General features: G+C 65.8%; 23 protein-coding genes. 3 read left to right on the forward strand and 20 right to left on the reverse strand.

Going from position 1 to position 21,809, the window contains the following annotated elements:
* Positions 1–253: 253 nt before the first annotated feature.
* Entirely contained in the window at positions 254–1,507 is a 1,254-nt protein-coding gene (gene murA, locus AU193_RS16055) for a UDP-N-acetylglucosamine 1-carboxyvinyltransferase (RefSeq protein ID WP_064423370.1), read from the reverse strand.
* A gap of 70 nt (positions 1,508–1,577) precedes the next feature.
* On the opposite strand from murA, the gene AU193_RS16060 reads away from it, so the two are divergent.
* Entirely contained in the window at positions 1,578–2,144 is a 567-nt protein-coding gene (locus AU193_RS16060) for a cob(I)yrinic acid a,c-diamide adenosyltransferase (RefSeq protein WP_064423371.1), read from the forward strand.
* A 37-nt stretch (positions 2,145–2,181) separates the two neighbouring features.
* Here AU193_RS16060 and AU193_RS16065 read toward each other — a convergent pair whose 3' ends face one another.
* The 16 genes from AU193_RS16065 to fadD1 all read right to left on the reverse strand — a co-directional run bounded on the left by AU193_RS16065 (position 2,182) and on the right by fadD1 (position 16,829).
* Entirely contained in the window at positions 2,182–2,628 is a 447-nt protein-coding gene (locus tag AU193_RS16065) for a DUF2550 domain-containing protein (RefSeq protein WP_064423372.1), read from the reverse strand.
* Positions 2,629–2,667: 39 nt separating this feature from the next.
* Positions 2,668–3,033 carry a F0F1 ATP synthase subunit epsilon gene (locus tag AU193_RS16070; protein ID WP_064423373.1) on the reverse strand — a complete coding sequence of 122 codons (366 nt, stop codon included), beginning with the start codon at positions 3,031–3,033 and terminating at the stop codon, positions 2,668–2,670.
* Between the two features lie 2 nt (positions 3,034–3,035).
* The gene (gene atpD, locus AU193_RS16075) at positions 3,036–4,613 is read right to left on the reverse strand and encodes a F0F1 ATP synthase subunit beta (protein ID WP_064423374.1); all 1,578 of its coding nucleotides are present in this window, start codon (positions 4,611–4,613) and stop codon (positions 3,036–3,038) included.
* 22 nt (positions 4,614–4,635) lie between these two features.
* Positions 4,636–5,562 carry a F0F1 ATP synthase subunit gamma gene (locus AU193_RS16080; protein ID WP_064423375.1) on the reverse strand — a complete coding sequence of 309 codons (927 nt, stop codon included), beginning with the start codon at positions 5,560–5,562 and terminating at the stop codon, positions 4,636–4,638.
* 11 nt (positions 5,563–5,573) lie between these two features.
* Positions 5,574–7,220, reverse strand: a complete 1,647-nt coding sequence (gene atpA / locus AU193_RS16085; protein ID WP_064423376.1) for a F0F1 ATP synthase subunit alpha — start codon at positions 7,218–7,220, stop codon at positions 5,574–5,576.
* 44 nt (positions 7,221–7,264) lie between these two features.
* Positions 7,265–8,596, reverse strand: a complete 1,332-nt coding sequence (locus tag AU193_RS16090) for a F0F1 ATP synthase subunit B/delta (RefSeq protein WP_064423377.1) — start codon at positions 8,594–8,596, stop codon at positions 7,265–7,267.
* A 3-nt stretch (positions 8,597–8,599) separates the two neighbouring features.
* Positions 8,600–9,118, reverse strand: coding sequence for a F0F1 ATP synthase subunit B (locus AU193_RS16095; protein WP_064423378.1), 519 nt, complete (start codon positions 9,116–9,118; stop codon positions 8,600–8,602).
* Between the two features lie 8 nt (positions 9,119–9,126).
* Entirely contained in the window at positions 9,127–9,375 is a 249-nt protein-coding gene (locus tag AU193_RS16100) for a F0F1 ATP synthase subunit C (RefSeq protein WP_064423379.1), read from the reverse strand.
* A gap of 64 nt (positions 9,376–9,439) precedes the next feature.
* Positions 9,440–10,204, reverse strand: coding sequence for a F0F1 ATP synthase subunit A (gene atpB, locus AU193_RS16105; protein WP_064423380.1), 765 nt, complete (start codon positions 10,202–10,204; stop codon positions 9,440–9,442).
* Positions 10,201–10,653 (reverse strand): ATP synthase subunit I, encoded by a 453-nt coding sequence (locus tag AU193_RS16110; protein WP_064423381.1) that lies wholly within the window; start codon positions 10,651–10,653, stop codon positions 10,201–10,203. The genes atpB and AU193_RS16110 overlap by 4 nt, the downstream gene beginning before the upstream one ends.
* 234 nt (positions 10,654–10,887) lie before the next feature.
* Complete coding sequence (locus tag AU193_RS16115) at positions 10,888–12,105, reverse strand: glycosyltransferase family 4 protein (protein WP_172798329.1); 1,218 nt, start codon at positions 12,103–12,105, stop codon at positions 10,888–10,890.
* A 2-nt stretch (positions 12,106–12,107) separates the two neighbouring features.
* The gene (locus tag AU193_RS16120) at positions 12,108–12,761 is read right to left on the reverse strand and encodes an L-threonylcarbamoyladenylate synthase (protein WP_064423382.1); all 654 of its coding nucleotides are present in this window, start codon (positions 12,759–12,761) and stop codon (positions 12,108–12,110) included.
* Between the two features lie 22 nt (positions 12,762–12,783).
* Positions 12,784–13,647, reverse strand: coding sequence for a peptide chain release factor N(5)-glutamine methyltransferase (gene prmC / locus AU193_RS16125; RefSeq protein ID WP_064423383.1), 864 nt, complete (start codon positions 13,645–13,647; stop codon positions 12,784–12,786).
* Positions 13,644–14,711, reverse strand: coding sequence for a peptide chain release factor 1 (prfA, locus tag AU193_RS16130; protein ID WP_064423384.1), 1,068 nt, complete (start codon positions 14,709–14,711; stop codon positions 13,644–13,646). Before prfA ends, prmC begins: the two co-directional genes overlap by 4 nt.
* Before the next feature lie 87 nt (positions 14,712–14,798).
* Entirely contained in the window at positions 14,799–15,026 is a 228-nt protein-coding gene (rpmE, locus tag AU193_RS16135) for a 50S ribosomal protein L31 (protein ID WP_064347106.1), read from the reverse strand.
* A gap of 234 nt (positions 15,027–15,260) precedes the next feature.
* Entirely contained in the window at positions 15,261–16,829 is a 1,569-nt protein-coding gene (gene fadD1 / locus AU193_RS16140; RefSeq protein ID WP_064423385.1) for a fatty-acid--CoA ligase FadD1, read from the reverse strand.
* 101 nt (positions 16,830–16,930) lie between these two features.
* On the opposite strand from fadD1, the gene AU193_RS16145 reads away from it, so the two are divergent.
* Positions 16,931–17,536, forward strand: a complete 606-nt coding sequence (locus AU193_RS16145) for a TetR/AcrR family transcriptional regulator (RefSeq protein WP_064423386.1) — start codon at positions 16,931–16,933, stop codon at positions 17,534–17,536.
* A gap of 25 nt (positions 17,537–17,561) precedes the next feature.
* Here the strand turns inward: AU193_RS16145 and AU193_RS16150 are convergent, their stop codons facing one another.
* A complete protein-coding gene (locus tag AU193_RS16150) occupies positions 17,562–18,155 on the reverse strand; it encodes a maleylpyruvate isomerase family mycothiol-dependent enzyme (protein WP_064423387.1) in 594 nt (197 codons plus the stop codon).
* 75 nt (positions 18,156–18,230) lie between these two features.
* Here AU193_RS16150 and AU193_RS16155 point away from each other — a divergent pair, with 75 nt between their 5' ends.
* Positions 18,231–18,656, forward strand: coding sequence for a MarR family transcriptional regulator (locus tag AU193_RS16155; RefSeq protein WP_172798340.1), 426 nt, complete (start codon positions 18,231–18,233; stop codon positions 18,654–18,656).
* 14 nt (positions 18,657–18,670) lie between these two features.
* Here the strand turns inward: AU193_RS16155 and rho are convergent, their stop codons facing one another.
* Positions 18,671–20,566, reverse strand: a complete 1,896-nt coding sequence (gene rho / locus AU193_RS16160; RefSeq protein ID WP_064423389.1) for a transcription termination factor Rho — start codon at positions 20,564–20,566, stop codon at positions 18,671–18,673.
* A 296-nt stretch (positions 20,567–20,862) separates the two neighbouring features.
* Positions 20,863–21,807 carry a homoserine kinase gene (gene thrB, locus AU193_RS16165; RefSeq protein WP_064423390.1) on the reverse strand — a complete coding sequence of 315 codons (945 nt, stop codon included), beginning with the start codon at positions 21,805–21,807 and terminating at the stop codon, positions 20,863–20,865.
* Positions 21,808–21,809: the final 2 nt, after the last annotated feature.

The following is a 21,809-nucleotide window of genomic DNA, read 5'->3' on the forward strand; positions in this document are numbered from 1 at the left end:
AAAACAGGGCATGGCAAAAAACAACAACAAACAAAAACCACCAAACACACTATTGAGTTCTCAAACAACACACCCGCTTTTGGGGCAACCCTGCCAGTCTATACCGATCTGGACAGAGACGTCAAACCCCGTCCGCCAGTCCGATTGGCCTGGGGCCGTGGGCTTCTCACACGAGGGTACGCCAGCCGGCGGCAATTCCCAAAGCGGCTTCGCGGGAGAACTTCCGAGCACGAGGCGGCTCGGCAGGGACCGCTTAGACCACTCGCTCGATCTCGGCGCCCAGGCTCTTGAGGTTCTCGACGAACAGCGGATAGCCGCGGTCGATGTGGAAGACGTCATGGACCTCGGTATCGCCGTCGGCGACCAGGCCGGCCAGCACGAGCCCGGCGCCGGCGCGGATATCGGACGACCAGACCGGCGCGCTCGAGAGCTGCGAGATACCCCGGACCACCGCGTGATGGCCGTCGGTCCTGGCATCGGCTCCCAGGCGCACCATCTCCTCGACGAATCGGAACCGCGCTTCGAAGACGTTTTCCGTGATCATCGACGTGCCGTCGGCGATCGACGCCAGGGCAATCGCCATCGGCTGCAGATCCGTCGGAAAACCCGGAAACGGAAGGGTCGCGACGTTGACCGCCTTCGGACGCTCGTACTGAACAACCCGGAACCCGTCGTCGGACTGCGTCACGGTGGCGCCGGCGTCATGCAGCTTGTGCAATACCAGCTGCAGATGCTGGGGGTCCACGCCGGTCACCGAGATGTCTCCGTGCGTCATCGCGGCGGCGATCCCCCAGGTCGCGGCCACGATCCGGTCGCCGATCACCCGGTGTTCGGTCGGATGAAGCCGGTCAACGCCGGTGATCGTCATCGTCGAGGTGCCTGCGCCGGCAATCTTGGCACCCATCTGGTTGAGCATTGCGCAGAGATCGACGACGTCGGGTTCGCGCGCGGCGTTGTGAATGGTCGTGACGCCCTCGGCGACGACAGCCGCCATCAGGATGTTCTCCGTGGCGCCGACGGAGGGAAACTCCAGCTGGATCTCGGCGCCGCGGAGATGGTCCGCCTCGGCCACCACGCATCCATGCTCGATGTTGCACCGCGCCCCCAGTTGGCGGAGGCCGGCCTGGTGCATGTCCAACGGTCGTGAGCCGATCGCGTCACCTCCCGGCAGCGCTACCTTGGCCCGCTTGCATCGGCCGACGAGCGGACCCAGCACGCAGACCGACGCGCGGAACTGACGCACGGCGGCAAAGTCGGCGTCGTATTTGGGTTCGTCGGGCGAGGTGATCCGGACGACGTCGCCGGCCAACTCGACCGTGGCCCCGAGACCTCGCAACACCTCGGCCATCAGCGGCACGTCGAGAATGTCCGGACAATTGGTGATCGTGCTGGTGCCCTCGGCCAGCAAGGTCGCGGCCATCAGCTTCAGAACGCTGTTCTTCGCCCCCCCGACGGCAACTTCGCCAGACAACCGGTTTCCGCCGGTCACCACGAATCGCTCGCTCACGCGGGTTAGTGTAAACAGCGCCGCGAGCCATGTCAGTTTCCTCGGCTATGGGTTCCGGTACGGTTTGACCATGGCGGTCCATCTCACCCGCATATACACGCGCACGGGCGATGACGGCACCACGGGCCTGAGCGATTTCAGTAGGGTGTCAAAAAATGACGCCCGCCTCGTGGCGTATGCCGACTGCGACGAAGTCAATGCGGCGATCGGCGTGGCAATCGCACTGGGAAACCCCGACGAGCAAATGTCGAAGGTACTCAAGCAGATTCAGAACGACCTCTTCGACGCCGGCGCTGATCTGTCGACACCGGTGGTCGAGAATCCCGAACATCCGCCGCTGCGGATCACCCAAGGCTATGTCGACCGACTGGAAGCCTGGTGCGACGCGTTCAACGAGTCGCTGCCCGCGCTGAATTCGTTTGTACTGCCGGGGGGTACTCCCCTCTCGGCGTTGTTGCATGTGGCCCGCACAGTGGCCCGCCGCGCCGAGAGGTCGGCGTGGGCCGCCGTCGAGTCTCACGGCGATTCGATCAGCGTGTTACCCGCGAAATACCTGAACAGACTGTCGGATCTGCTCTTCATCCTGTCCCGGGTCGCCAACCCCGAGGGAGACGTGCTCTGGAAACCGGGCGGATGAGCGCTCGCGAAGACCAACAACGGTGTCCGGCAACGGGTTAGAAGCTTCGACGTCGCGCGCGCGGCGACGGCCTTGACTCCAGCCAAGACAAGAACGCCGTCAGCGCGCCACGATCCAAGGCGATTTCGTAGCCACGACGGCGTTCAGGGCTGGTGTCGCGCAACTCCAGCACCACGATCTCGTCCGTCATGATGTCGAACTCGTCACCGCGGGGCCCGCGCCGAGAGACGATCTCCAGCCCGCGGCGACTCAACCGGCGATCGGGCCACCAGCGCAGGCTCGACAACCTGTAAAAGCCGGCTTCGCCGCCGCGGTAACGCATTACGCCGTGACGCCAGCCGTGGCCACCGACGGCAGGTACGTCCCGCAGGATCGCCGCGGTACCGCCGACCTGCCGTAGCTTCCACAGCCGGTAGCACAGCGCGACGACGACAAAGAGCAGCACGCAGATCAGCGCGACCATGATGAACATGAGCGCGCTCATCTGCCTATCCCGTCGCTCCGCTCGCCCTGGCTGCGACCGCTAGTCGATCTGACCCAGGGCGCGAAGCCTCGCTCGACCCTTTGCGGCGACCGCAGGATCGTCGGATTCAGAGTCTCGTCGCGCACGGTCGGCATCGATCTCGGACTCGAGCTCAGCGGACTCTGCCAGGATGATCACGCCTTCCTCGGTGACCGACATGAATCCGCCGTCTACCGCGATGCGCAGGTCATCCTCACCCTCTCGCTCGACGCGCACCATGGCGTCGTCGACGAGCTGAGCAACCAGCGGAATGTGGCGGGGCAGGATGCCGATCTCACCTGCAGTGGTGCGGGTGAACAGGAACGTCGCCTTGCCCGACCAGATTTCCCGCTCGACGGCGACAATGTCGACGTCTAAATCCGCCATCGCTATTCGCCCTTGTCGGAATCGTCGCCCTTGCCGGAATCGTCGCCCTTGGCGGCGTCGCTCTTGTCGGAATCGTCGCCCTTGCCGGCGTCGCTGTTCGAGTCACTCTGCGCCGGGGCACCATCTCCGCCACCGTCATCCATCTTGGCTCCCAGGCTCTCGGCCTTCTTCTCCAGGTCCTCGAGACCGCCGATGAGGAAGAACGCCTGCTCCGGAAGATGGTCGAAATCACCCTTCGTGAGCTTGTCGAACGCCTCGATGGTTTCCTTCAGGGGGACAGTCGAGCCCGGCTGACCGGTGAACTGCTCGGCCGCCATCATGTTCTGCGATAGGAAGCGCTCGATACGACGGGCGCGCTGCACCAGCTGCTTGTCTTCCTCGGCCAACTCGTCGATACCGAGGATCGCGATGATGTCCTGAAGATCCTTATAGCGCTGCAGGATTCGGATGACCTCTTGCGCGACGCGGTAGTGCTCGTCACCGACAACACTCGGATCGAGGATCGTCGAGCTGGACGCCAACGGGTCCACCGCCGGGAAGATGCCCTTCGAGAACACCGACCGGCTCAGCTCCGTGGTCGCGTCGAGGTGGGCGAACGTCGTCGCAGGCGCCGGGTCGGTGTAGTCGTCGGCGGGCACGTAGACGGCTTGCATCGAGGTGATCGAGTGACCTCGGGTCGACGTGATTCGCTCCTGCAGCTCACCCATCTCGTCGGCCAGCGTCGGCTGGTAACCGACCGCCGAAGGCATGCGTCCCAGCAACGTCGAAACCTCCGAACCGGCCTGGGTGAACCGGAAGATGTTGTCGATGAACAGCAGCACGTCCTGGCCCTGCTCGTCCCGGAAGAACTCGGCCATCGTCAACGCGGACAACGCGACCCGCATACGAGTGCCCGGCGGCTCGTCCATCTGGCCGAACACCAGCGCCGTGTCCTTGAGTACGTCGGCGTCCGCAAGTTCGACCCACAGGTCGTTGCCCTCGCGGGTACGCTCACCCACACCGGCGAACACGGAAGTGCCGCCGAAGTTGCGGGCGATGCGGTTGATCATCTCCTGGATCAGAACGGTCTTGCCGACGCCGGCGCCGCCGAACAGAGCGATCTTGCCGCCGCGGACGTATGGAGTCAGCAGGTCGACGACCTTCAGCCCCGTCTCCAACATCTCGGTCTTGGGTTCGAGGTGGTCGAAGGCCGGCGGCTTGCGGTGAATCGACCAGCGGTCGAAGTCCTTGCCGTAACCGGGGTCGTCGAGGCAGTCACCCAGCGCGTTGAACACGTGGCCTTTGACGCCGTCTCCGACGGGCACCGAGATGGAGCTGCCGGTGTCGGTCACCTCGACACCACGCACCAGACCGTCGGTGGGCTGCATCGAGATGCACCGCACGAGGTTGTCGCCGAGGTGCTGAGCGACCTCGAGGGTCAGCGTCTTCGCCAGATCCTTGTAACCGATATCGGCGTGCAGCGCGTTGAACAGTTCCGGCACGGAGCCGCGCGGGAACTCGACGTCGACGACCGGGCCGGTGACACGGACGACGCGACCGGCGGTGTCGGTGCTGGTCTCTTTTTCAGCAGTAGCAGTCATTTGTCTTCTTCGCTTTCTGGGGCTACTTCTTGGCGGCGTCCGCAAGCGCGTTCGCGCCACCGACGATTTCGCTGATTTCCTGGGTGATCTGAGATTGCCGCTCGCGGTTGGCCATCAGGGTCAGATCCTTGATGAGGTCGTCGGCGTTGTCGGTCGCCGACTTCATGGCGCGTCGGCGGGAAGCCGACTCCGACGCCGCCGCCTCGAGCAGCGCGGCGAAGATGCGCGTGGAGATGTACCGCGGCAACAGCGCGCCGAATAGGGTCTCGGCGTCCGGCTCGAAGCTGAACAAGGTGCGGATGCCCGTGTCCTCCTCGCTGTACTCCACCACCATCGGTGCGATCCGGCGGGCGATCGCCGACTGCGACAGCATCGACCTGAATTCGGTGAAGACGATGTGCAGTTCGTCGACGCCGAGAACGTTGTCCGCGCCGGGATCCTCGCCCTCGTCGTCCATACCGGCCTGGAAGGCGTCGACCAGCGTCGACGCGATCTCCTGGGCGTTCTCGTATTCGGGCCGCTCGGAGAAGCCGGTCCACGACTCCTGAATGTCCCAGTTGCGGAAGCTGTAGTACCCGAGAGCTTTTCGGCCCACTACGTACAGAACCGGTTCCTTGCCCTCCGAACGAAGAAGAGCGAACAGCTCCTCAGACCGCCGGAAGATGTTCGCGTTGTATGCGCCCGCTAGGCCCCGGTCCGACGACACCACCAACACACCCGCCCGCCGAGGGTTCTCGCGCGCAACGAGCAGCGGATGATCCAGCGCGCTCGCGCTCGCGAGTTCGGTCAGCATGTTGGTGATCTCGCGGTCGTAGGGCCGAGCCGCCTCGACTCGGGCCTGCGCCTTGGCGATTCGCGACGTCGCGATCAGCTCCTGGGCTTTGGTGATCTTCTTGATCGAGCCCGCGGAGCGGATGCGGCCGCGCAATTCGCGCAGTGTGGCAGCCATCTGTTCAGGCCCTACTTCTTCTTCGGTGCGGGCTTACGAACCTTCACCGATTCCTTCTCGACGTCTTCTTCGTCCATCGCCTCGACATGCTCGTCAGGCACGACCGAGCTGCCGTCGGTGGTGGCGAAGCCCTTCTTGAAGTCGTTCACGACCTTTTCGAGCTTCTCCTCCAGCTCTTCGGAGAGCTTCTTGCTCTCCCGGATCTCCTTGAGAATGCCTTCCTGCGACCCCTTGACGTGGTCCAGGAACTCGCGCTCGAACTTCTGGACGTCCTCGACCGGAACGGAATCCAGGTGACCCCGGGTGCCGAGGAAGATCGCGACGACCTGCTCCTCGACCGGCATCGGGCTGCTCTGCGGTTGCTTGAGCAACTCGACGAGCCGGGCGCCCCGGTCCAGCTGCGCCTTCGACGTCTCGTCGAGATCGGAGGCGAACGCCGCGAACGACTCGAGTTCGCGGTACTGCGACAGGTCCAGACGGAGACTTCCTGCTACCTCTTTCATCGCCTTGATCTGGGCGGCGCCACCGACGCGCGACACCGAGACACCGACGTTGATGGCCGGCCGCACGCCCTGGTTGAACAGGTCGGTCTCCAGGAAGCACTGACCGTCGGTGATCGAGATGACGTTGGTCGGAATGTAGGCCGAGATGTCGTTGGCCTTGGTCTCGATGATCGGCAGGCCGGTCAACGAGCCACCGCCGAGATCATCGGAGAGCTTCGCGCAGCGCTCCAGCAACCGGGAGTGCAGATAGAACACGTCGCCCGGGTAGGCCTCACGGCCCGGCGGGCGGCGCAGCAGCAGCGAGATCGCGCGGTAGGCCTCGGCCTGCTTGGTCAGGTCGTCGAAGACGATCAGCACGTGCTTGCCGTCGTACATCCAGTGCTGAGCGATCGACGAGCCCGTATACGGCGCAAGCCATTTGAAGCCGGCCGAGTCAGACGCCGGCGCGGCGACGATCGTCGTGTACTCCATCGCGCCGCCCTCTTCGAGGGTCTGGCGCACGCTGGCGATCGTGGTGCCCTTCTGGCCGATCGCCACGTACACGCAGCGGACCTGCTGCTCGGGGTCGCCGGTCTCCCAGTTCTGCCGCTGGTTGAGGATGGTGTCGACACACACCGCGGTCTTACCGGTCTTACGGTCGCCGATGATCAGCTGACGCTGTCCGCGGCCGATCGGGGTCTGCGAGTCGATGGCCTTGATGCCCGTCTGCAGCGGCTCGCTGACCCCCTGGCGCTGCACCACCGAGGGTGCCTGAAGCTCGAGGGCGCGACGTTCGGTCGTCTCGATCTCGCCGCGGCCGTCGATCGGCTGGCCCAGCGGATTGACCACGCGACCGAGGAAGCCGTCACCCACCGGCACCGAGAGGACCTCACCGGTGCGCTTCACCTGTTGGCCTTCTTCGATCTTCTCGAAGTCACCGAGGATGACGGCGCCGATGCTGTGCTCGTCGAGGTTCAACGCAACGCCCAGAACGCCACCGGGGAACTCCAGCAGCTCCTGGGTCATCACCGACGGAAGGCCTTCGACGTGGGCGATACCGTCGCCCGCGTCGACGACGGTGCCGATCTCTTCGCGTTCGGTGTCCGCCTCGAAGCCGGCGACGTACTCCTCGATCGCGCCCTGGATCTCGTCCGCGGAGATCGTCAACTCTGCCATGGTGTTCGTCTTCCTACTTCGTGTGTGGGTCTTGGTGTGGTGGGTCAGTCGGGTAAGCGGGTCTCGGCCGCGGCCAGCTTCGACGCCAGCGACCCGTCGATCACCTCGTCGCCGACGGCGATGGTCAGGCCACCGAGCAGTTCGGGGTTGACGTCGAGCTGAATCGAGACCGGACGGCCGTAGATACGGGTGAGCAGTTCGGTGAGCCGCTGGCTCTGGGCGTCGCTGAGCTCAGCGGCCGCGCGAACCTGAGCCACGACTTCACCGCGCCGCGAGACGGCCAGATTCGCAAGTTCGCGAACGGCCTCGTCGGCGCGCTCACCGTGCAGCAGATCGAGCGTCTGGCGCAGCAGATCTGCGGTGTCCTTACTCGCCCGGCGCCCAAGCACGTTGTTCAGCAGGTTGATTCGCCCCTCGAGGGGGGCGGTGTATTCGCTGAGCAGCGATATCAGGCGCGGTTCGGAATCGAGGATGCGGCTGAACCGGAACAGCTGATCTTCGACGTCCTCGATCTGGCCTTCTCCCTCGGCCCGCACGAGAAGCGCCAACCTCGCGAGGTGCTGGATGCTGTGGAGCAGATCGGACGTGCTCGACCAGCGCTGTGAGACAGCGCTCTTGAGGATCTCGAGTGCCGAATCGGAAATCTGGCCCGAGAGCAGACGCTCGACGAGCCTAATTTTCGGCTCCTCGTCGCTCGAGGGGTCGGCCAGATGCCGGGAGAGCACGGCCTCGCGGCGCAACAGTTTCGCCGTGGAGCCCAGATCGTCGGCCAACCGGGTCAGCGCGTTCGCATCGAGATCCGACGCCACAGCGTCGAACCGCTCGACCGACTGGGCCAGGGATTCGCGGCTGGCGGCCCGGAGTTTGGCCGTGACCGGGTCGGTGAAAGTCGTCGTCGACGGGGCCATCTCGTCGAGCTCCGCGAGGAAGCGGTCAACGGTCGCGGACTGTTCGGAACTGTCCGAGACGAAATCACGCACCATGTCGCCGGCCCGCCGGACGGACTCGGCGCCGAGACTCTGCCGCAACTCACGAACCAACTGCTGGCGCAGCAATTGAACTTGCTGTGCCCCCTGGACTTTGATGCGTTCCAACTCCACGTCGGCCTGCGCACGCAGCTGCTCGGCGATGATTGCAGCGTCCCGTCGGGCCTCTTCGATCACACTCGCGGCCTCGGCCTTGGCTTGCTCCAACGCCTTTGCGTGCTCAGTGTCAGCGTCGGCCACCTTCTTCTCGGCCTCGGCGTGCTCGGCAAGTTGGTCGCGTACCAGCTCCTGTTGCGACCTCATCATGTTGCGCACCGGTGGCACGACGAATCGGACGATCAGGAACACGATGACGGCGAAGCCGACGAGCTGTCCGATGAATGTCGACATCTCTCAGCGCTCCCGCCCCGTTGAGACCGGCACCGTGCTGGTCGCCACGTCGACGCCGAGCACACGGCTCGCCAGGTTCGCGGCCAAGGTCTCCACCGACGACTGCAGGTCTGCCGTCAAATCACGAGACTGCTGTGTGAGCTGTTCGTTGGCCTGCTGCAGCAGAGTCGAGACCTCCGCGTTGGCGCGGGCCCGTGCGTCGTCGACGATCTTGCGGCCCTCTGCGCGGGCTTCCTCACGGACATTGGTCGCCTCCCGGCGCGCGTCGCCCATCACCTTGCGGTAATCGGCATCGGCGGCAGCCCGCAGCTGGGCTGCCCGTCGATTGTCCTCGGCCGTCTTGGACACCATGGCTTCGCGCTCGTGCAGCACCCTCGAGATCGGTGGCACGACCCACTTGGCGATCACTCCGAGCACGATCAGGAAGATCAGGAGCACGAAGATGAAGGTGCCGTTGGGGATGAGGAAGTTGCTCTGGCCGCCTCCCTCAACCGCCAACAGAACGACGTTCGAGTCAGCCATGGCCGGCTCTAACCCCCGACCGGGGTGGCGAACACGAACAGTGCCATGAAGGCCAGGTTGATGAAGTACATGGCCTCCACCAGACCGACCGTGATGAAGAACGGGACGAACAGCCGGCCCTGCGCCTCTGGCTGCCGGGCTACGCCGTTGACCAGCGCGCTACCGACGACGCCGTCACCGATAGCGGCACCGACGGCGCCACCACCGAGAAGAAGTCCACCGCCGATGAGCGCTCCGGCAGCGATAGTGGGATCCATTCCTTATCCTCCTTGATATCTGGTAGCGGTCCTACCAGGTTGTGGGTCCTGCTTGTTTCGCGGGTCAGGGTGTCGGGTCGTGTTCGTCGATCTCCATCGACTGGCCGAAGTACAGAATCGTCAGCAGCGCGAAGATGAACGCCTGGATGGCGCCGATGAACAGTTCGAAGGATTTCCACAGCGCGTTCGGCGCCCACAGGATGTAGGCGGGGAACAGCGCGATGATCGTGACCATGATGCCGCCGGCGAACACGTTTCCGAAGAGTCGGAGTGACAGCGAAACCGGCTTGGCCAGTTCCTCCACGAGGTTGATCGGCGCGAGGAACGCGACGTGTCCCTTGAGCAGTTTCACGGGGTGGCCGAGCGGGCCACGGCGCCAGAACCCGGCGGCGTGGTAACAGATGAACACGAAGAGGCCGAGGGCGACGACGAAGTTGATGTCGGAGGCAGCGGGCTTGAGCAGTTCGTGGATGCCGGTCTCATCGGAGTACTGCCACGGGAACACCGACAGCCAGTTCGCGATGAGGATGTAGACGAACAACGTCACCGCGAGCGGCAGGACGAACGGCGCGATCTTCATCCCGATCGCGGACTCGACCTGATTGCGCACCTGAACGGTGATCGCTTCCCAGAACAGCTGCACTCCGCTCGGTACGCCACTGGCCGTGACCTTGGCGCGCAGATAGAACGCCAGCGCCAGCACGATCACGGCGGCGATCGACGCGGAGAGCAACGTATCGGTGTTGACAGTCAGCCCAAACCAATTGGCCTCGGTATGCGTGCCGACGTGAATGCCGGACTCGGCGGCGAGGATGGTTTCGGTCGTCACTGGGTGGCCTCCCCTTGGGATCCAACGGTGTCAGTTGGGTTGCCGGCACGCAGTTTCCGCGCAACGGGCACCGCCGTCGAGAACACGAGCAGCATTTGGAACAACGCCATTCCGAAGACCACGCCCAGTCCCTCGGGCCGGAACACGAACGCGATCACCAAACCGATCACGGTCAGGAACATCAAGCGGACGGCGGAGTTCACGGCCATCTTGCTCTTCAGCGGGTGAGCGTGCGCGGTGATCCTGAGTGCCGATCGTCGCACCAGGACCGCGTTGAACAAGCCCAGGCCCAAGCCGATGCCGAAAAATATGCCGACCATGGGGTGGCCGAGCAGGGCGGTCGCCACCGTGGCGAGTACGGTCAGGACGAGGCAGATCACCGACAGGCGCAACGGGCGGAACGCGACGGATGGCAACACCAATGGCGCATCTTGCGCTGGCGTCGTCACAACTTCACCTCAATCCGCGGTAACGGTGGCTGTCCCGATGATTTGCGTGCGGCGCCCTGAGCGTATCGGAGGGCGTTTGGCTCGCTGGAATCACCCACGGGGCAGCTCCCTTTGTCGGTCGTGGTTCCGTGCCGATCGGTGGTGCACCGACGGCCCGGGGGCCGGCAACCCGCGAGGTTTTTTCGGGTTCTGATTGCACCCTAACACATGGTGGGAGGCATAAAACGGGGTCTACTACTTTTCGTCGTACATTGGCTGCAATTGGCCGTTCCGCCGGCGAAGAAGAGGGATCAGCGTCACGACGACGGCGACGAAAATCGCGGCCAGCATGACGGCGCCGCTGTAGCGCGGATCGAAGAAGATCGTGCTGGCCGCACCAAAGCAGACGATGCTCACCCACAGATAGATGACCAAGACCACCCGCCGGTGGGAGTGGCCGATCTGGAGCAACCGGTGATGCAGGTGCATCTTGTCCGGCGTCGTGAAGTGCACCCCGGCCCGGGTGCGCCGGATGATTGCCAGCAGGGTGTCGAGGGCGGGCACGAACATGACCGCGACCACGAGCAGGAACGGCGACAGCAACGCGAAGACGTCGCGCACCCCGTATGCGGTCTGCGAGATGGGGCCGGCGGCCGTGGTGGCCGCCGCCGCCAACATCAGGCCGATCAGCATCGACCCGGAGTCGCCCATGAAGATCCTGGCGGGGTGGAAGTTGTGCGGCAGGAATCCCAGGCATACGCCGGCCAGCACCACCGAGATCACCGCGGGCGGGTAGAACAGGACGTCGCCGCCGTGGTCGCGCAGCAACCCGACCGAGAAGATGCAGATCGCCGATGCGGTGATCAGCCCGAGCCCGGCCGCGAGGCCGTCGAGGCCGTCGATGAAGTTCATCGCGTTGACGATCGAGACCGTCAGCGCCAGCGTCAGCAGGATCGACGACACCTGGTCGAGGACGATGGTGCCGACGCCGCCGATCGGGATGTAGAGCACGCTCCACGCCACGCCCATGGTGACGAGGACACTCGCTGCGGTGATCTGTCCCGCGAACTTGGTCAGCGAGTCCAGGCCCCACCGATCGTCGATCAGGCCGACGACCATGATCAGACCGCCGGCGACGACGACTGCGGGCAAGCCTGTGGAATAGACGAACCCCCGCGTCAAGGCCGGTAGCTGAGACGCCAGCAGGACCGCGAACGCCACGCCGATGTACATGGCGAGCCCACCCATCCGCGGGACGGGTTGGGCGTGCACGTCGCGGTCGCGCGGGATCGCGACCGCACCGAAGCGACGCGCCAGGACCCTGACCCACCCGGTCGCGAAGTAGGTGATGATCGCCGCCGTCAGCCCGACGAGGGCGAGCTCCCGGATCGGTACGCCCGCACCGCGATCGTTGAGTGCCAGCAGCGTGTCGGTGGCGTAGACCACCGGTGAACCGTACTGCACGAAAGTCAATCTCAGTCCGTCAAAGTGGTCGGCTCTACACCGAGCACGGTCGCGATCGCGTCGACACCGACCGGGCCTTCACGGAGCACGCGGGGGTGCGCGCCGGTGAGGTCGACGATCGTCGACGCGGCCTGCCGCTCGGATGGTCCGGCTTCGAGGTACACCTCGACTTGCTCGCCCAGTTGTTCCCGCGCCGCCTCGGCGGTGACGGCCGGCGGGCGTCCGGAGACGTTGGCGCTGGAGACCGCCATCGGGCCGATAGCTCGCAACAGTTCGATGGCCACCGGATGCAACGGCATGCGCAACATCACGGTCCCGTGCGCATCGCCGAGGTCCCACTGCAGCGACGGCGCCTGACGTACCACCAGGCTCAGCGCGCCAGGCCAGAAGGCGCGGATGAGTTCGCGTGCGCTGCTGGGCGCGTTGTACGCCAGACCTTCGATCGTGTGCCATGACCCGACGAGAACGGGCACCGGCATGTCGCGGCCACGCCCCTTGGCGGCGAGCAGGGCGGCGACGGCTTCACCGTCGAATGCGTCGGCGCCGATGCCGTAGACGGTGTCGGTCGGCAACACGACGAGACGGCCGCCTTTGAGCGCGCTGATCGCCGACGCGATGCCCATCTCGCGCTGGTCGGCGTCGGAGCAGTCGAACAACTGACTCATGTCGCGACTCCTCCTTCGGGCGTCATCTGATCCTCCGCGCGGTCACGAACCGCGGCCGCCCGGTGAGGTCATGCCGGGCGGTCACGTTGCCGAAACGCGTTGATCGACGGAAACACTCAACGGTACGTTGCGAGGTCGTGTCGTCGTGCTCGACGGCCACGGACCCGCCGGTGCGCAGCCACCGCGCCGCCAAGCCGGAGATCGCCTCGATCACGCGCATCCCGTCCGGCCCCCCGAACAATGCGTGAGCCGGATCGTGTTCGGCCACTTCAGGTTCGAGCTGGGCACCGTCGGGAATGTATGGCGGGTTGGCAACCACGAGGTCGACTGCGGCGTCGAGTTCGGGCAGAAGTGCGGGCTCGGTCACGTCGGCGCGGAGGACCTCGACGGCCGTGCCGGCGAGATTGCGTCGCGCGTATCCGAGCGCTGCCTCGGAGTCGTCGACGGCGATGATGCGCGCGTCGGGCCGGTTGTTCGACAGCGCGAGGGCCAGCGCCCCGCTGCCCGTGCACAGGTCGACGATCACCGGGGCGTCGGGCAACCGTTGTGCCAGAGCCCATTCGAGTAAGGCCTCGGTTTCCGGGCGCGGGATGAACACGCCGGGGCCGACGTGCACGTCGACCGGTCCGAACGGTGCGGTGCCGACCAGATGCTGCAGCGGGATGCGCCGGGCGCGTCGAGCGACGAGTGCGTCATAGCGTGCGGTGAAATCCGGTCCGGCCTCGACGAAGCGGAGGCGGCCCCGGTCGGTGCCCAACAGGTGCCCGGCCAAAAGCTCGGCGTCGACGCGCGGCGTCGCCACGCCCGCTTCGGCGAGCACGCTCGCGGCGGCGTCGATGGTCTGGCTCAGCGTGGTGGATGCCGGCGCTGGGCTGGGCCCGATCATGTGGCCTGCAGTCTCGCTTGCTTGTCGGCGGCGGCCAGCGCGTCGAACAGGTCGTCGAGGTCGCCGTCGAGCACCTGGTCGAGGTTGTGCGCCTTGAAGTTGATCCGATGATCGGCGATCCGGTTCTCCGGGAAGTTGTAGGTCCGAATCCGCTCGCTGCGGTCCACGGTGCGGATCTGGCTGGCGCGGTCGGCCGACGCGTCGGCCTGCGCCTGCTCCTCGGCCAGCGCCTGCAGTCGCGCGGCGAGCACCTGCATTGCGCGGGCTTTGTTCTGCAGCTGCGACCGCTCGTTCTGACAGGTGACCACGATGCCCGTCGGCAGGTGGGTGATGCGCACGGCGGAGTCGGTGGTGTTGACGCCCTGGCCGCCCTTGCCCGACGACCGGTAGACATCGACGCGCAGATCCGACTCGTCGATCTGCACCTCTTCGACTTCTTCTGGTTCCGGGTAGACGAGCACCCCGGCCGCTGAGGTGTGCACGCGGCCCTGCGACTCGGTGACCGGAACGCGTTGCACCCGGTGCACGCCGCCTTCGAACTTCAGCCGCGACCACACGCCGTCGGCGGAGTCGCCCTTGCTGCGAATGGACAGCGTGGCGTCCTTGTAGCCGCCGAGGTCGGAGAAGGTCTCGTCGAGCACGGTGACCGTCCAGCCGTGGCGCTCGGCGTAGCGGATGTACATCCGGGCCAAATCGGCGGCGAACAGCGCCGACTCCTCACCACCCTCTCCCGACTTGACCTCGAGGACGATGTCGTCGGCGTCGTGCGGGTCGCGGGGCGCCAGCAGGTCGGTCAGCTGGGTGTCGAGTTGCTCGACGGTGGCCACCAGCCCGTCGACCTCGGCCGCGAACGACGCGTCGTCGGCCGCGAGTTCCCGTGCCGCCTCCAGGTCGCCGCGGGCGGCCTCGAGCTTGCGGTACGTCGCGACGATCGGCGACACCTGCGCGAAGCGCCTGCCCACCTTGCGGGCGCGGGCGGCGTCGGTATGCAGGTCCGGATCGCTGAGTTGACGCTCGAGGTCGGCATGCTCGGCCAGCAGCGCATCGATCGCCGTTGACGTCATGTCGACCTTCCTTCCATGGCTTCCCGCGAACGCAAACCGACGCCCGGCCTGGCCGCTGACGCGGCAGATCGGGCGCCGGAAAGGGAGCTACTTGTCGGCAGCCTTGTCCTTGCGCTTGCCGTAGCGCTTCTCGAAGCGCGCCACCCGGCCGCCGCTGTCGAGGATCTTCTGCTTGCCGGTGTAGAAGGGATGGCACTGCGAGCAGACCTCGACGTGGATCTGTCCGCTCTGCTTGGTGCTCCGCGTGGTGAACGTGTTGCCGCAGCCGCAGTGCACGGTGGTCTCTACGTAATCAGGGTGAATACCCGTCTTCATGGTTTCCTCTTCGATCGTGGGCCGGGTCGCCCCTCCGTGCTGGAGGTATTGGGCGTGAACCGGAACCGAGGGTCGGCGGTCCATTATGCCAGCTCAACCGCCAAGTGCCTAAACGCGCGCGCACCGGGCGGTATTCCGCTTCCGCCTCGACCGTCGCTCTTCCACCTCTGGCCGAACGTGGGTTACCGTCACGCGTCGCGGCGGTTTGGCGTGACATAACCCCACACTCGCGGGCTAGACAGGCTGGAACCTGCTGCCGTCGCGCCGCCAGAGCGTTCTACCGTCGGGTGTAGTTCCCCGCGCGACGAGCTCACGCTTGAGGATCTTGTTGGTCGCGGTGCTGGGCAGGTCGTGGGCGATCCACACGTACCGCGGCCAGGCTTTCGGCGAGAGGTCTCGCTGGTCCGCAAGGAACCTTTCGAACGTCTCCGGGTCGATTTCGGCGCCGTCCTGCAGGACCAGGGCGGCCATCACCTGGTCGCCGACGAGCTCGTCGGGCACGGGATAGACCGCGACGCGGTTGACCGCCGGCAGCCGGAGCAGGATCCGCTCGATGGGCGCGGTCGCGAGGTTCTCCCCGTCGACCCGCATCCAGTCCGCGGTGCGGCCGGCCAGGTAGATGAAACCGTCGGCGTCGCGGTAGGCCAGATCCCCCGACCAGTACATGCCGTGGCGCATCCGCTCGTCGGTGGCGTCCGGGTCGTTGTAGTAGCCGCGGAACAGGCCGCTGCCGTCGGTGTTGACGAGTTCGCCGATCGCCACATCGGCGTTGGCCAACGCGCCGTTCTCGTCGAACTCGGCCACCGGACATTCGGTGACCGTCTCGCTGTTGTAGATCGCCACACCCGGAAAGCCTTGTCCGATCGAGCCTTTCGGCGTGTCCGGAGTGCGGGTGATAATCACGGCGTTCTCGGTCGATCCGAAGCCGTCGTCGACGGTGACGCCGAAGCGCCGGCTGAACTGCTCGATGTCGCGGTCGGTGGCCTCGTTGCCGAAGGCGACGCGCAACGGGTTGTCGCGATCGTCGGGTCGCTCGGGTGTCGCCAGCACGTAGGCCAGCGGTTTACCCACGTAGTTCATGTACGTCACGCCGTAGCGTCGGATGTCGGCCAGGAATCTGGACGCCGAGAATTTCGCGGGCACCATCGCGGCCCCCGCGACCAGCGCAGGTGCCCATCCGCCCACCACCGCGTTCGAATGGAACATCGGCATCGACAGGTAGCAGACATCGTTGTCGCTGAGCTCGAATTTCTCGGCCAGGGCGTTGCCCGCGAACAGCACCATGAGGTTGGCGACTTGAACCGCCTTGGGATCACCGCTGGTGCCGGAGGTGAAGATCATCATGAACGTGTCGTCGACGGCGGCTTGCCGGTGGGGAACGAACGGCGCCGCCGTGGCGAGGAAGTCCGTCCACCCGCTGCTCGACGTGTCGAACACCATGACTCCCGGCAGGTCCAGACCCTCGAGCAGCGGACGGTGCTCGGCGTCGGTGATCAGGAACTGACAGTGCACCTTGACGATGTCGCGTGCCAGGGCTTCTCCGCGGCGCGTGGTGTTGATACCGCACACCACGTAGCCGCCGAGTCCGGCCGCCGCGAGCGCGATCAGCATGTCGGGGGTGTTGCCGAGGAGGACCCCGACGTGCAGGGGACGGTCCGGGTCGGCGGCCCCGATGATCGCGGCGGCCTGCGTCTTGGCCTCGGCGACGTATTGACGGTAGGTCCATGTGCGGTCGCCGTACCGGATGGCGACGGTGTCGCGGTCAGCACGCTCGTTGAGCAGCTGCTGGAGCGTGTCCGCCATGGCTCACCTCTCGACAGTGAACAGATTCGCGATTGTGTCTACCATGACACAATGCTCCGATCGGCCCGCTTGACGGCGAGATTAACGGAGGAGCCCACCTGGTGACGAGCGGCGCCGCCACCAAGAGCGTCCGCGATCGACTGATCGACGCGGCGGAGCTCTGCCTGCGCGCCAAAGGAATTCGCGCGACCACCGTGTCCGAGGTGGCCGAGGCGGCCGGTGTCTCCCGCGGTTGGCTGTACCGCCACTTCCCCGACAAGGTCTCGCTGCTGGGAGCGGCGATCGTGCGGCTCAACGAGGCGTACTGGTCCGAGGCGCACGAGATGCTCGAGCGCGTCGAGGGGCTCGACCGGCAGATCGCCGCCGGGATCCGGCATGGGCGCACAGCATACGACGACCCTGGCGCCCTGCTGATGAAGCTGCGCATCGACGAGCCCGAAGAGTTCGCCGCGTGCGCGGGCGCCGGTGTTCAGGGACTGGTACCCGACCTCGCGGACTTCTGGTCTCGCTACCTGGTCGCCGCGCGCGACTCGGGTGAGATCCACCCCGACACGGATATCACTGAAGCGTCGGAATGGCTTGCACGCGTGTTGATTTCGCTTGCCACCGTTCCCGGCGAGACGCTCGACCCGAGCGACGGTGACGCGGTACTGCGGCATCTGCGCCGCTACGTCATGCCGGGCCTGCGTGCCGGCCCCGCCGAGTGATCTCGGTGCGCTACCGATCGCTGAGCTACTGGATCTGCACCGAGATCGCCGTGGGGCGACCGGCGAGCACCATGAGAATGTCGCGGATGGGGGACTCGACCAGGCGGCCCCGCCCGACGTGGAAGTCGGCATCGGTGGCGGAGAATTCGTAGCCCTTGAGGCGACGCTGTGGGTGAAGCGGGAACCGCATGCCCCACAACCGTTCGGCGACCGCCGCGGCGGCGTCGACGGGCATGGGAAGGTCGATTCCGAGAGGCACCGCGATGTCCTGACCGTGAACCAGTACGTCCAACAGCGGGTCGAGCTCGGCGGTACCCGGCGGGCGCTTGCGCGAGCCACGCATTTTCCGCAACGCCGCGGCCAGCTGTTCGGGAGTTCGCTTGTCGTGCACCGCTGCTCGATGAACCGTCGCATTGAACCGGAACCCGTTGCGGAGCGCTTCGGCGAGCATCGTCCACGTGCTCAAGTGCGAATGCGTGAGGTGTGCAGCGACGTCGCGCACCGTCCACCCCTCGCACAGCGACGGCGTCGACCATCGATCGGCGCCGATGCCGTCGAACATGTCCGCGAGTGTCGAGCGCTGTTCGTCGATGTGCCGCCATATCGTGTCGGAGTCCATGACCGCCCCTTTTTTAGTCAGGTTTCCTGACCAATGTAGTCAGGAGATCGTACTAAAGTCAACGGTGTGCCCGAGATGCCGAACGTCGCCACGCTCATGTTCATCGGGCATCGGGCGGTCGAGGCCCGTGTGATGGAGGCATTGGCCGCCGCGGGTGCCAACGACATCACTGCAGCGCAGAGCCGGTTGATGCAACGTCTCGATCCGCAGGGAATGCGACTCACCGATCTCGCCGAGCAGGCGCGCGTCACCAAGCAGACGGCCGGTGCGCTGGTCGACCAACTGCAACGCTCGGGTTATGTGCTGCGCTCCCCTGATCCAACCGACGCGCGGGCCCGCCTCGTCACGCTGAGCGAGAAGGGGCTTGCGGTGTGCCGGACTGCGGGCGCGGAGGTCGCAAAGGTCGAAGACGAATGGCGACGCTACATCGGCGACCGCCGATTTCAGCAGCTTCGCGAAGCGCTGACCGCGCTGCGCGAGATCACCGACCCCTATCGGTGATCTCGAACCGCTGGTTAGTCGGCGTCCATCGAGCCGGGGGCGGTCTTGGAGACCTGCACCAGGAACTCGTAGTTGTTCTTGGTCTTGCGCAGCTGGCTCATCAACAGGTCGATGGCCTGGTGCGGATCCAGCCCGGACAGCACGCGACGCAGTTTGTGCACGATCGCGAACTCGTCGGGCGAGAGCAGCAGCTCGTCCTTGCGGGTGCCGGACGGGTTGACGTCGACGGCCGGGAAGACGCGCCGCTCGGCGATCTTGCGGTCGAGCTTGAGCTCGGCGTTGCCGGTGCCCTTGAACTCCTCGAAGATCACGGTGTCGCCGGTCGACCCGGTCTCCACCATCGCGGTGGCGACGATGGTCAGCGAGCCGCCCTCTTCGATGTTGCGGGCCGCGCCGAGGAACCGCTTGGGCGGATACAGCGCGGTCGAGTCCACACCACCGGACAGGATGCGACCCGAGGCCGGCGACGCGTTGTTGTACGCGCGGCCGAGGCGGGTGATCGAGTCCAGCAGCACGACGACGTCCTTACCCTGCTCGACGAGTCGCTTGGCCCGCTCGATCGCCAACTCGGCGGCCTGGGTGTGATCGGACGGCGGCCGGTCGAACGTTGAGGCGATGACCTCGCCCTTGACCGAGCGCTGCATGTCGGTCACCTCTTCCGGACGCTCGTCGACGAGCACCACCATCAAGTGGCATTCCGGGTTGTTGGTGGTGATCGCGTTGGCGATGTCCTGCAGGATCGTCGTCTTACCGGCCTTGGGCGGCGACACGATCAGCGCGCGCTGGCCCTTGCCGATCGGCATGATCAGGTCGATGACGCGGGTGGTCAGCTTCTCGGTGTTCGTCTCCAGGCGCAGCCGCTGGTTCGGGTAGAGCGGCGTGAGCTTGTTGAACTCCGGCCGCTTCTTGGCCTCCTCGACCGGTTTGCCGTTGACGGTGTCCAGCCGGACCAGCGGATTGAACTTCTGCCGCGGGTTCTTGTCGCCGCCTTCTCCATCTCGGGGCACCCGCACGGCGCCGGTCACGGCGTCACCGCGGCGTAAACCGTTCTTGCGCACCATATTCATCGAGACGTACACGTCGTTCGGGCCGGCCAGATAGCCGGAGGTGCGGACGAACGCGTAGTTGTCGAGAACGTCGAGGATGCCGGCGACGGGCTGAACGACGTCGTCCTCGCGCAGCTCGGTGTCGCGGTCACCGCCGCCGTCACCGCCGCCGCGCTCACGACGCCTGCGGTCCCGGAACCGGCGGCCGCGACGACCGCCACGGCCTTCGCCGTCGTCGTCGTTGTTGCCGCCGCCGCGGTTCTGGCCACCCTGTTGGTCGCCCTGCTGCTGATCGCCGTCGGACTTGGTATCCGACTTGTTGGACCGGTCGTTCTGGCGGTCGTCGGTCTTGGCGTCCCGAGGCGCGTTGTCCGGCTGGTTACCCGAGGCATCGGGTGTGCCGGCGCCCCGCGACGCTCCGCGACGCTCACGGCGCCGGGGCTGTTGGTCGGCGTCAATGTCCGAACCACCGTCGCTGCTCTCGGCGCCCGAATCGGCGTTCGGGGCATCTTTCGCGGGCTCGCCCGTCTTGGCTTCGGCGGCCGCAGGCGCATCGCCGCCCGCGGATGTCTTTCCACGGCCGTTCGACGCACCGCGCCGCTCACGGATGGCGGCGACCAGTTCGCTCTTGCGCATACCGGACGCGCCCTCGACGCCCATTTCCTTGGCCAGTGCACGCAGTTCGGGCAGCACCATGGTCGACAGCGAGCCGCCGCGGTTGCCGGAAGCGACCTCGGCGGTGGGTGCGGTCTCCGCGGTCGGCGCGTCCGCCGCCGCAGAAGTTGAAGTTTCTGAACTCACGGCGTTCGACAGCTCGCCGTTGTCGCTGCTGCCCCCAGCCGTGATCAGGTCCGTTTCAGTCACGGATGTCCTTTCTTTCCCTCGCAGAACGAGTCGCGCGGGGGTTCGGTGCGATCAGTTGATCCACTGAACGCATGGGCCCCACCATTGCCCCTGCAACGGTGATGGCCGGGCTTCGCCGGTATACGGCGAACCGTCAATCCACGAGTAGACCACGGGGAAAATGGGTGGTGTCCTAGTGTCGGCGCAGGTAGAGACGCTGCGATTGCCTGACGACAGCGAGAATATCCCGCATCGGGACGGGAAGCAAGAAAGACATGAGTGTCGTGTTGCTCCTGTGACTCGTGTTCCTGCCGGCCTCAGCGTCGTAACGCCACGCCCGACGTCCATCTGGCGCCGTCACCGATACCCATGGCTTTGACGGTGAACCCGTTCGCGGTGCCGTACTCGAGAGCTTCTGCGGGTAGCTCCGGTGACGTGCTGAGCGCAAGCACCGAAGGACCCGCTCCCGAGAGCGCCGCCGCAATGCCGCAACGTCGCAAGACTTGCAGATATTCCGCGGAGGCAGGCATCGCCGAAGCCCGTTGCGGCTGATGCAGGACATCCTCGGTGGCCGGCATCAGCAGGTCGGGCCGTGCCGTCAACGCAAGGACCATCAGGGCCGCCCTGCTCACGTTGAATCGCGCGTCGGCGTGGCTGACCTTCTCCGGCAGGAGCACGCGGGTCTCGGCCGTCAACGAACTCTCGTCGGGTATCGCGACGAACAGGCCGATGTCGGGGTGGATCCGGATAGGCGCGGCATCGAATCGGGCCGTCGACTCCTCCCCTTGCGTCCAGGACACCACGCCACCGCCCAGCACCGCCGCCGAGGCATTATCGGGATGGCCTTCGAACTCCGAGGACAACTGGATGAGGTCTTGTTCCGAGAGGATCTCCGAAGAGGTCTGTGCCGCAAGGCCGTTGACCACCGAGAGTCCGCTCACGACCGCTGCTGCCGACGATCCGAGCCCTCGCGAGTGCGGAATGTCGTTTCGGCACCGCACGGTCATGCCTGGAGCGCTGATGTCCAGCGCCTGGAATCCTCTCCGGATGGCCTGTACCACAAGGTGCGTCTCATCCAGCGGCACCTGGCCCTCGCCCTCGCCTTCTACAACGACCGTCAGGCCGGACTCCGTTGTCTCGACGATGATCTCGTCGTAGAGACTCAACGCGATGCCTAGGCTGTCGAAACCCGGGCCGAGGTTCGCGCTGGATGCCGCCACCACAGAGGTGGCCCTCAGTCCCGGTGGCAATACGTGAGTCACCG

It is taken from the genome of Mycobacterium sp. GA-1285, assembly GCF_001499905.1.
Classification (GTDB): domain Bacteria; phylum Actinomycetota; class Actinomycetes; order Mycobacteriales; family Mycobacteriaceae; genus Mycobacterium.

Coding starts and splice junctions, on each gene's coding strand:
- AU193_RS16060 (WP_064423371.1), top strand. CDS start 1,578: ATGGCGGTCCATCTCACCCGCATATACACGCGCACGGGCGATGACGGC.
- AU193_RS16065 (WP_064423372.1), bottom strand. CDS start 2,628: ATGAGCGCGCTCATGTTCATCATGGTCGCGCTGATCTGCGTGCTGCTC.
- AU193_RS16070 (WP_064423373.1), bottom strand. CDS start 3,033: ATGGCGGATTTAGACGTCGACATTGTCGCCGTCGAGCGGGAAATCTGG.
- atpD (WP_064423374.1), bottom strand. CDS start 4,613: ATGACTGCTACTGCTGAAAAAGAGACCAGCACCGACACCGCCGGTCGC.
- AU193_RS16080 (WP_064423375.1), bottom strand. CDS start 5,562: ATGGCTGCCACACTGCGCGAATTGCGCGGCCGCATCCGCTCCGCGGGC.
- atpA (WP_064423376.1), bottom strand. CDS start 7,220: ATGGCAGAGTTGACGATCTCCGCGGACGAGATCCAGGGCGCGATCGAG.
- AU193_RS16090 (WP_064423377.1), bottom strand. CDS start 8,596: ATGTCGACATTCATCGGACAGCTCGTCGGCTTCGCCGTCATCGTGTTC.
- AU193_RS16095 (WP_064423378.1), bottom strand. CDS start 9,118: ATGGCTGACTCGAACGTCGTTCTGTTGGCGGTTGAGGGAGGCGGCCAG.
- AU193_RS16100 (WP_064423379.1), bottom strand. CDS start 9,375: ATGGATCCCACTATCGCTGCCGGAGCGCTCATCGGCGGTGGACTTCTT.
- AU193_RS16120 (WP_064423382.1), bottom strand. CDS start 12,761: ATGAGTCAGTTGTTCGACTGCTCCGACGCCGACCAGCGCGAGATGGGC.
- prmC (WP_064423383.1), bottom strand. CDS start 13,647: ATGATCGGGCCCAGCCCAGCGCCGGCATCCACCACGCTGAGCCAGACC.
- prfA (WP_064423384.1), bottom strand. CDS start 14,711: ATGACGTCAACGGCGATCGATGCGCTGCTGGCCGAGCATGCCGACCTC.
- rpmE (WP_064347106.1), bottom strand. CDS start 15,026: ATGAAGACGGGTATTCACCCTGATTACGTAGAGACCACCGTGCACTGC.
- fadD1 (WP_064423385.1), bottom strand. CDS start 16,829: ATGGCGGACACGCTCCAGCAGCTGCTCAACGAGCGTGCTGACCGCGAC.
- AU193_RS16150 (WP_064423387.1), bottom strand. CDS start 18,155: ATGGACTCCGACACGATATGGCGGCACATCGACGAACAGCGCTCGACA.
- AU193_RS16155 (WP_172798340.1), top strand. CDS start 18,231: ATGCCGAACGTCGCCACGCTCATGTTCATCGGGCATCGGGCGGTCGAG.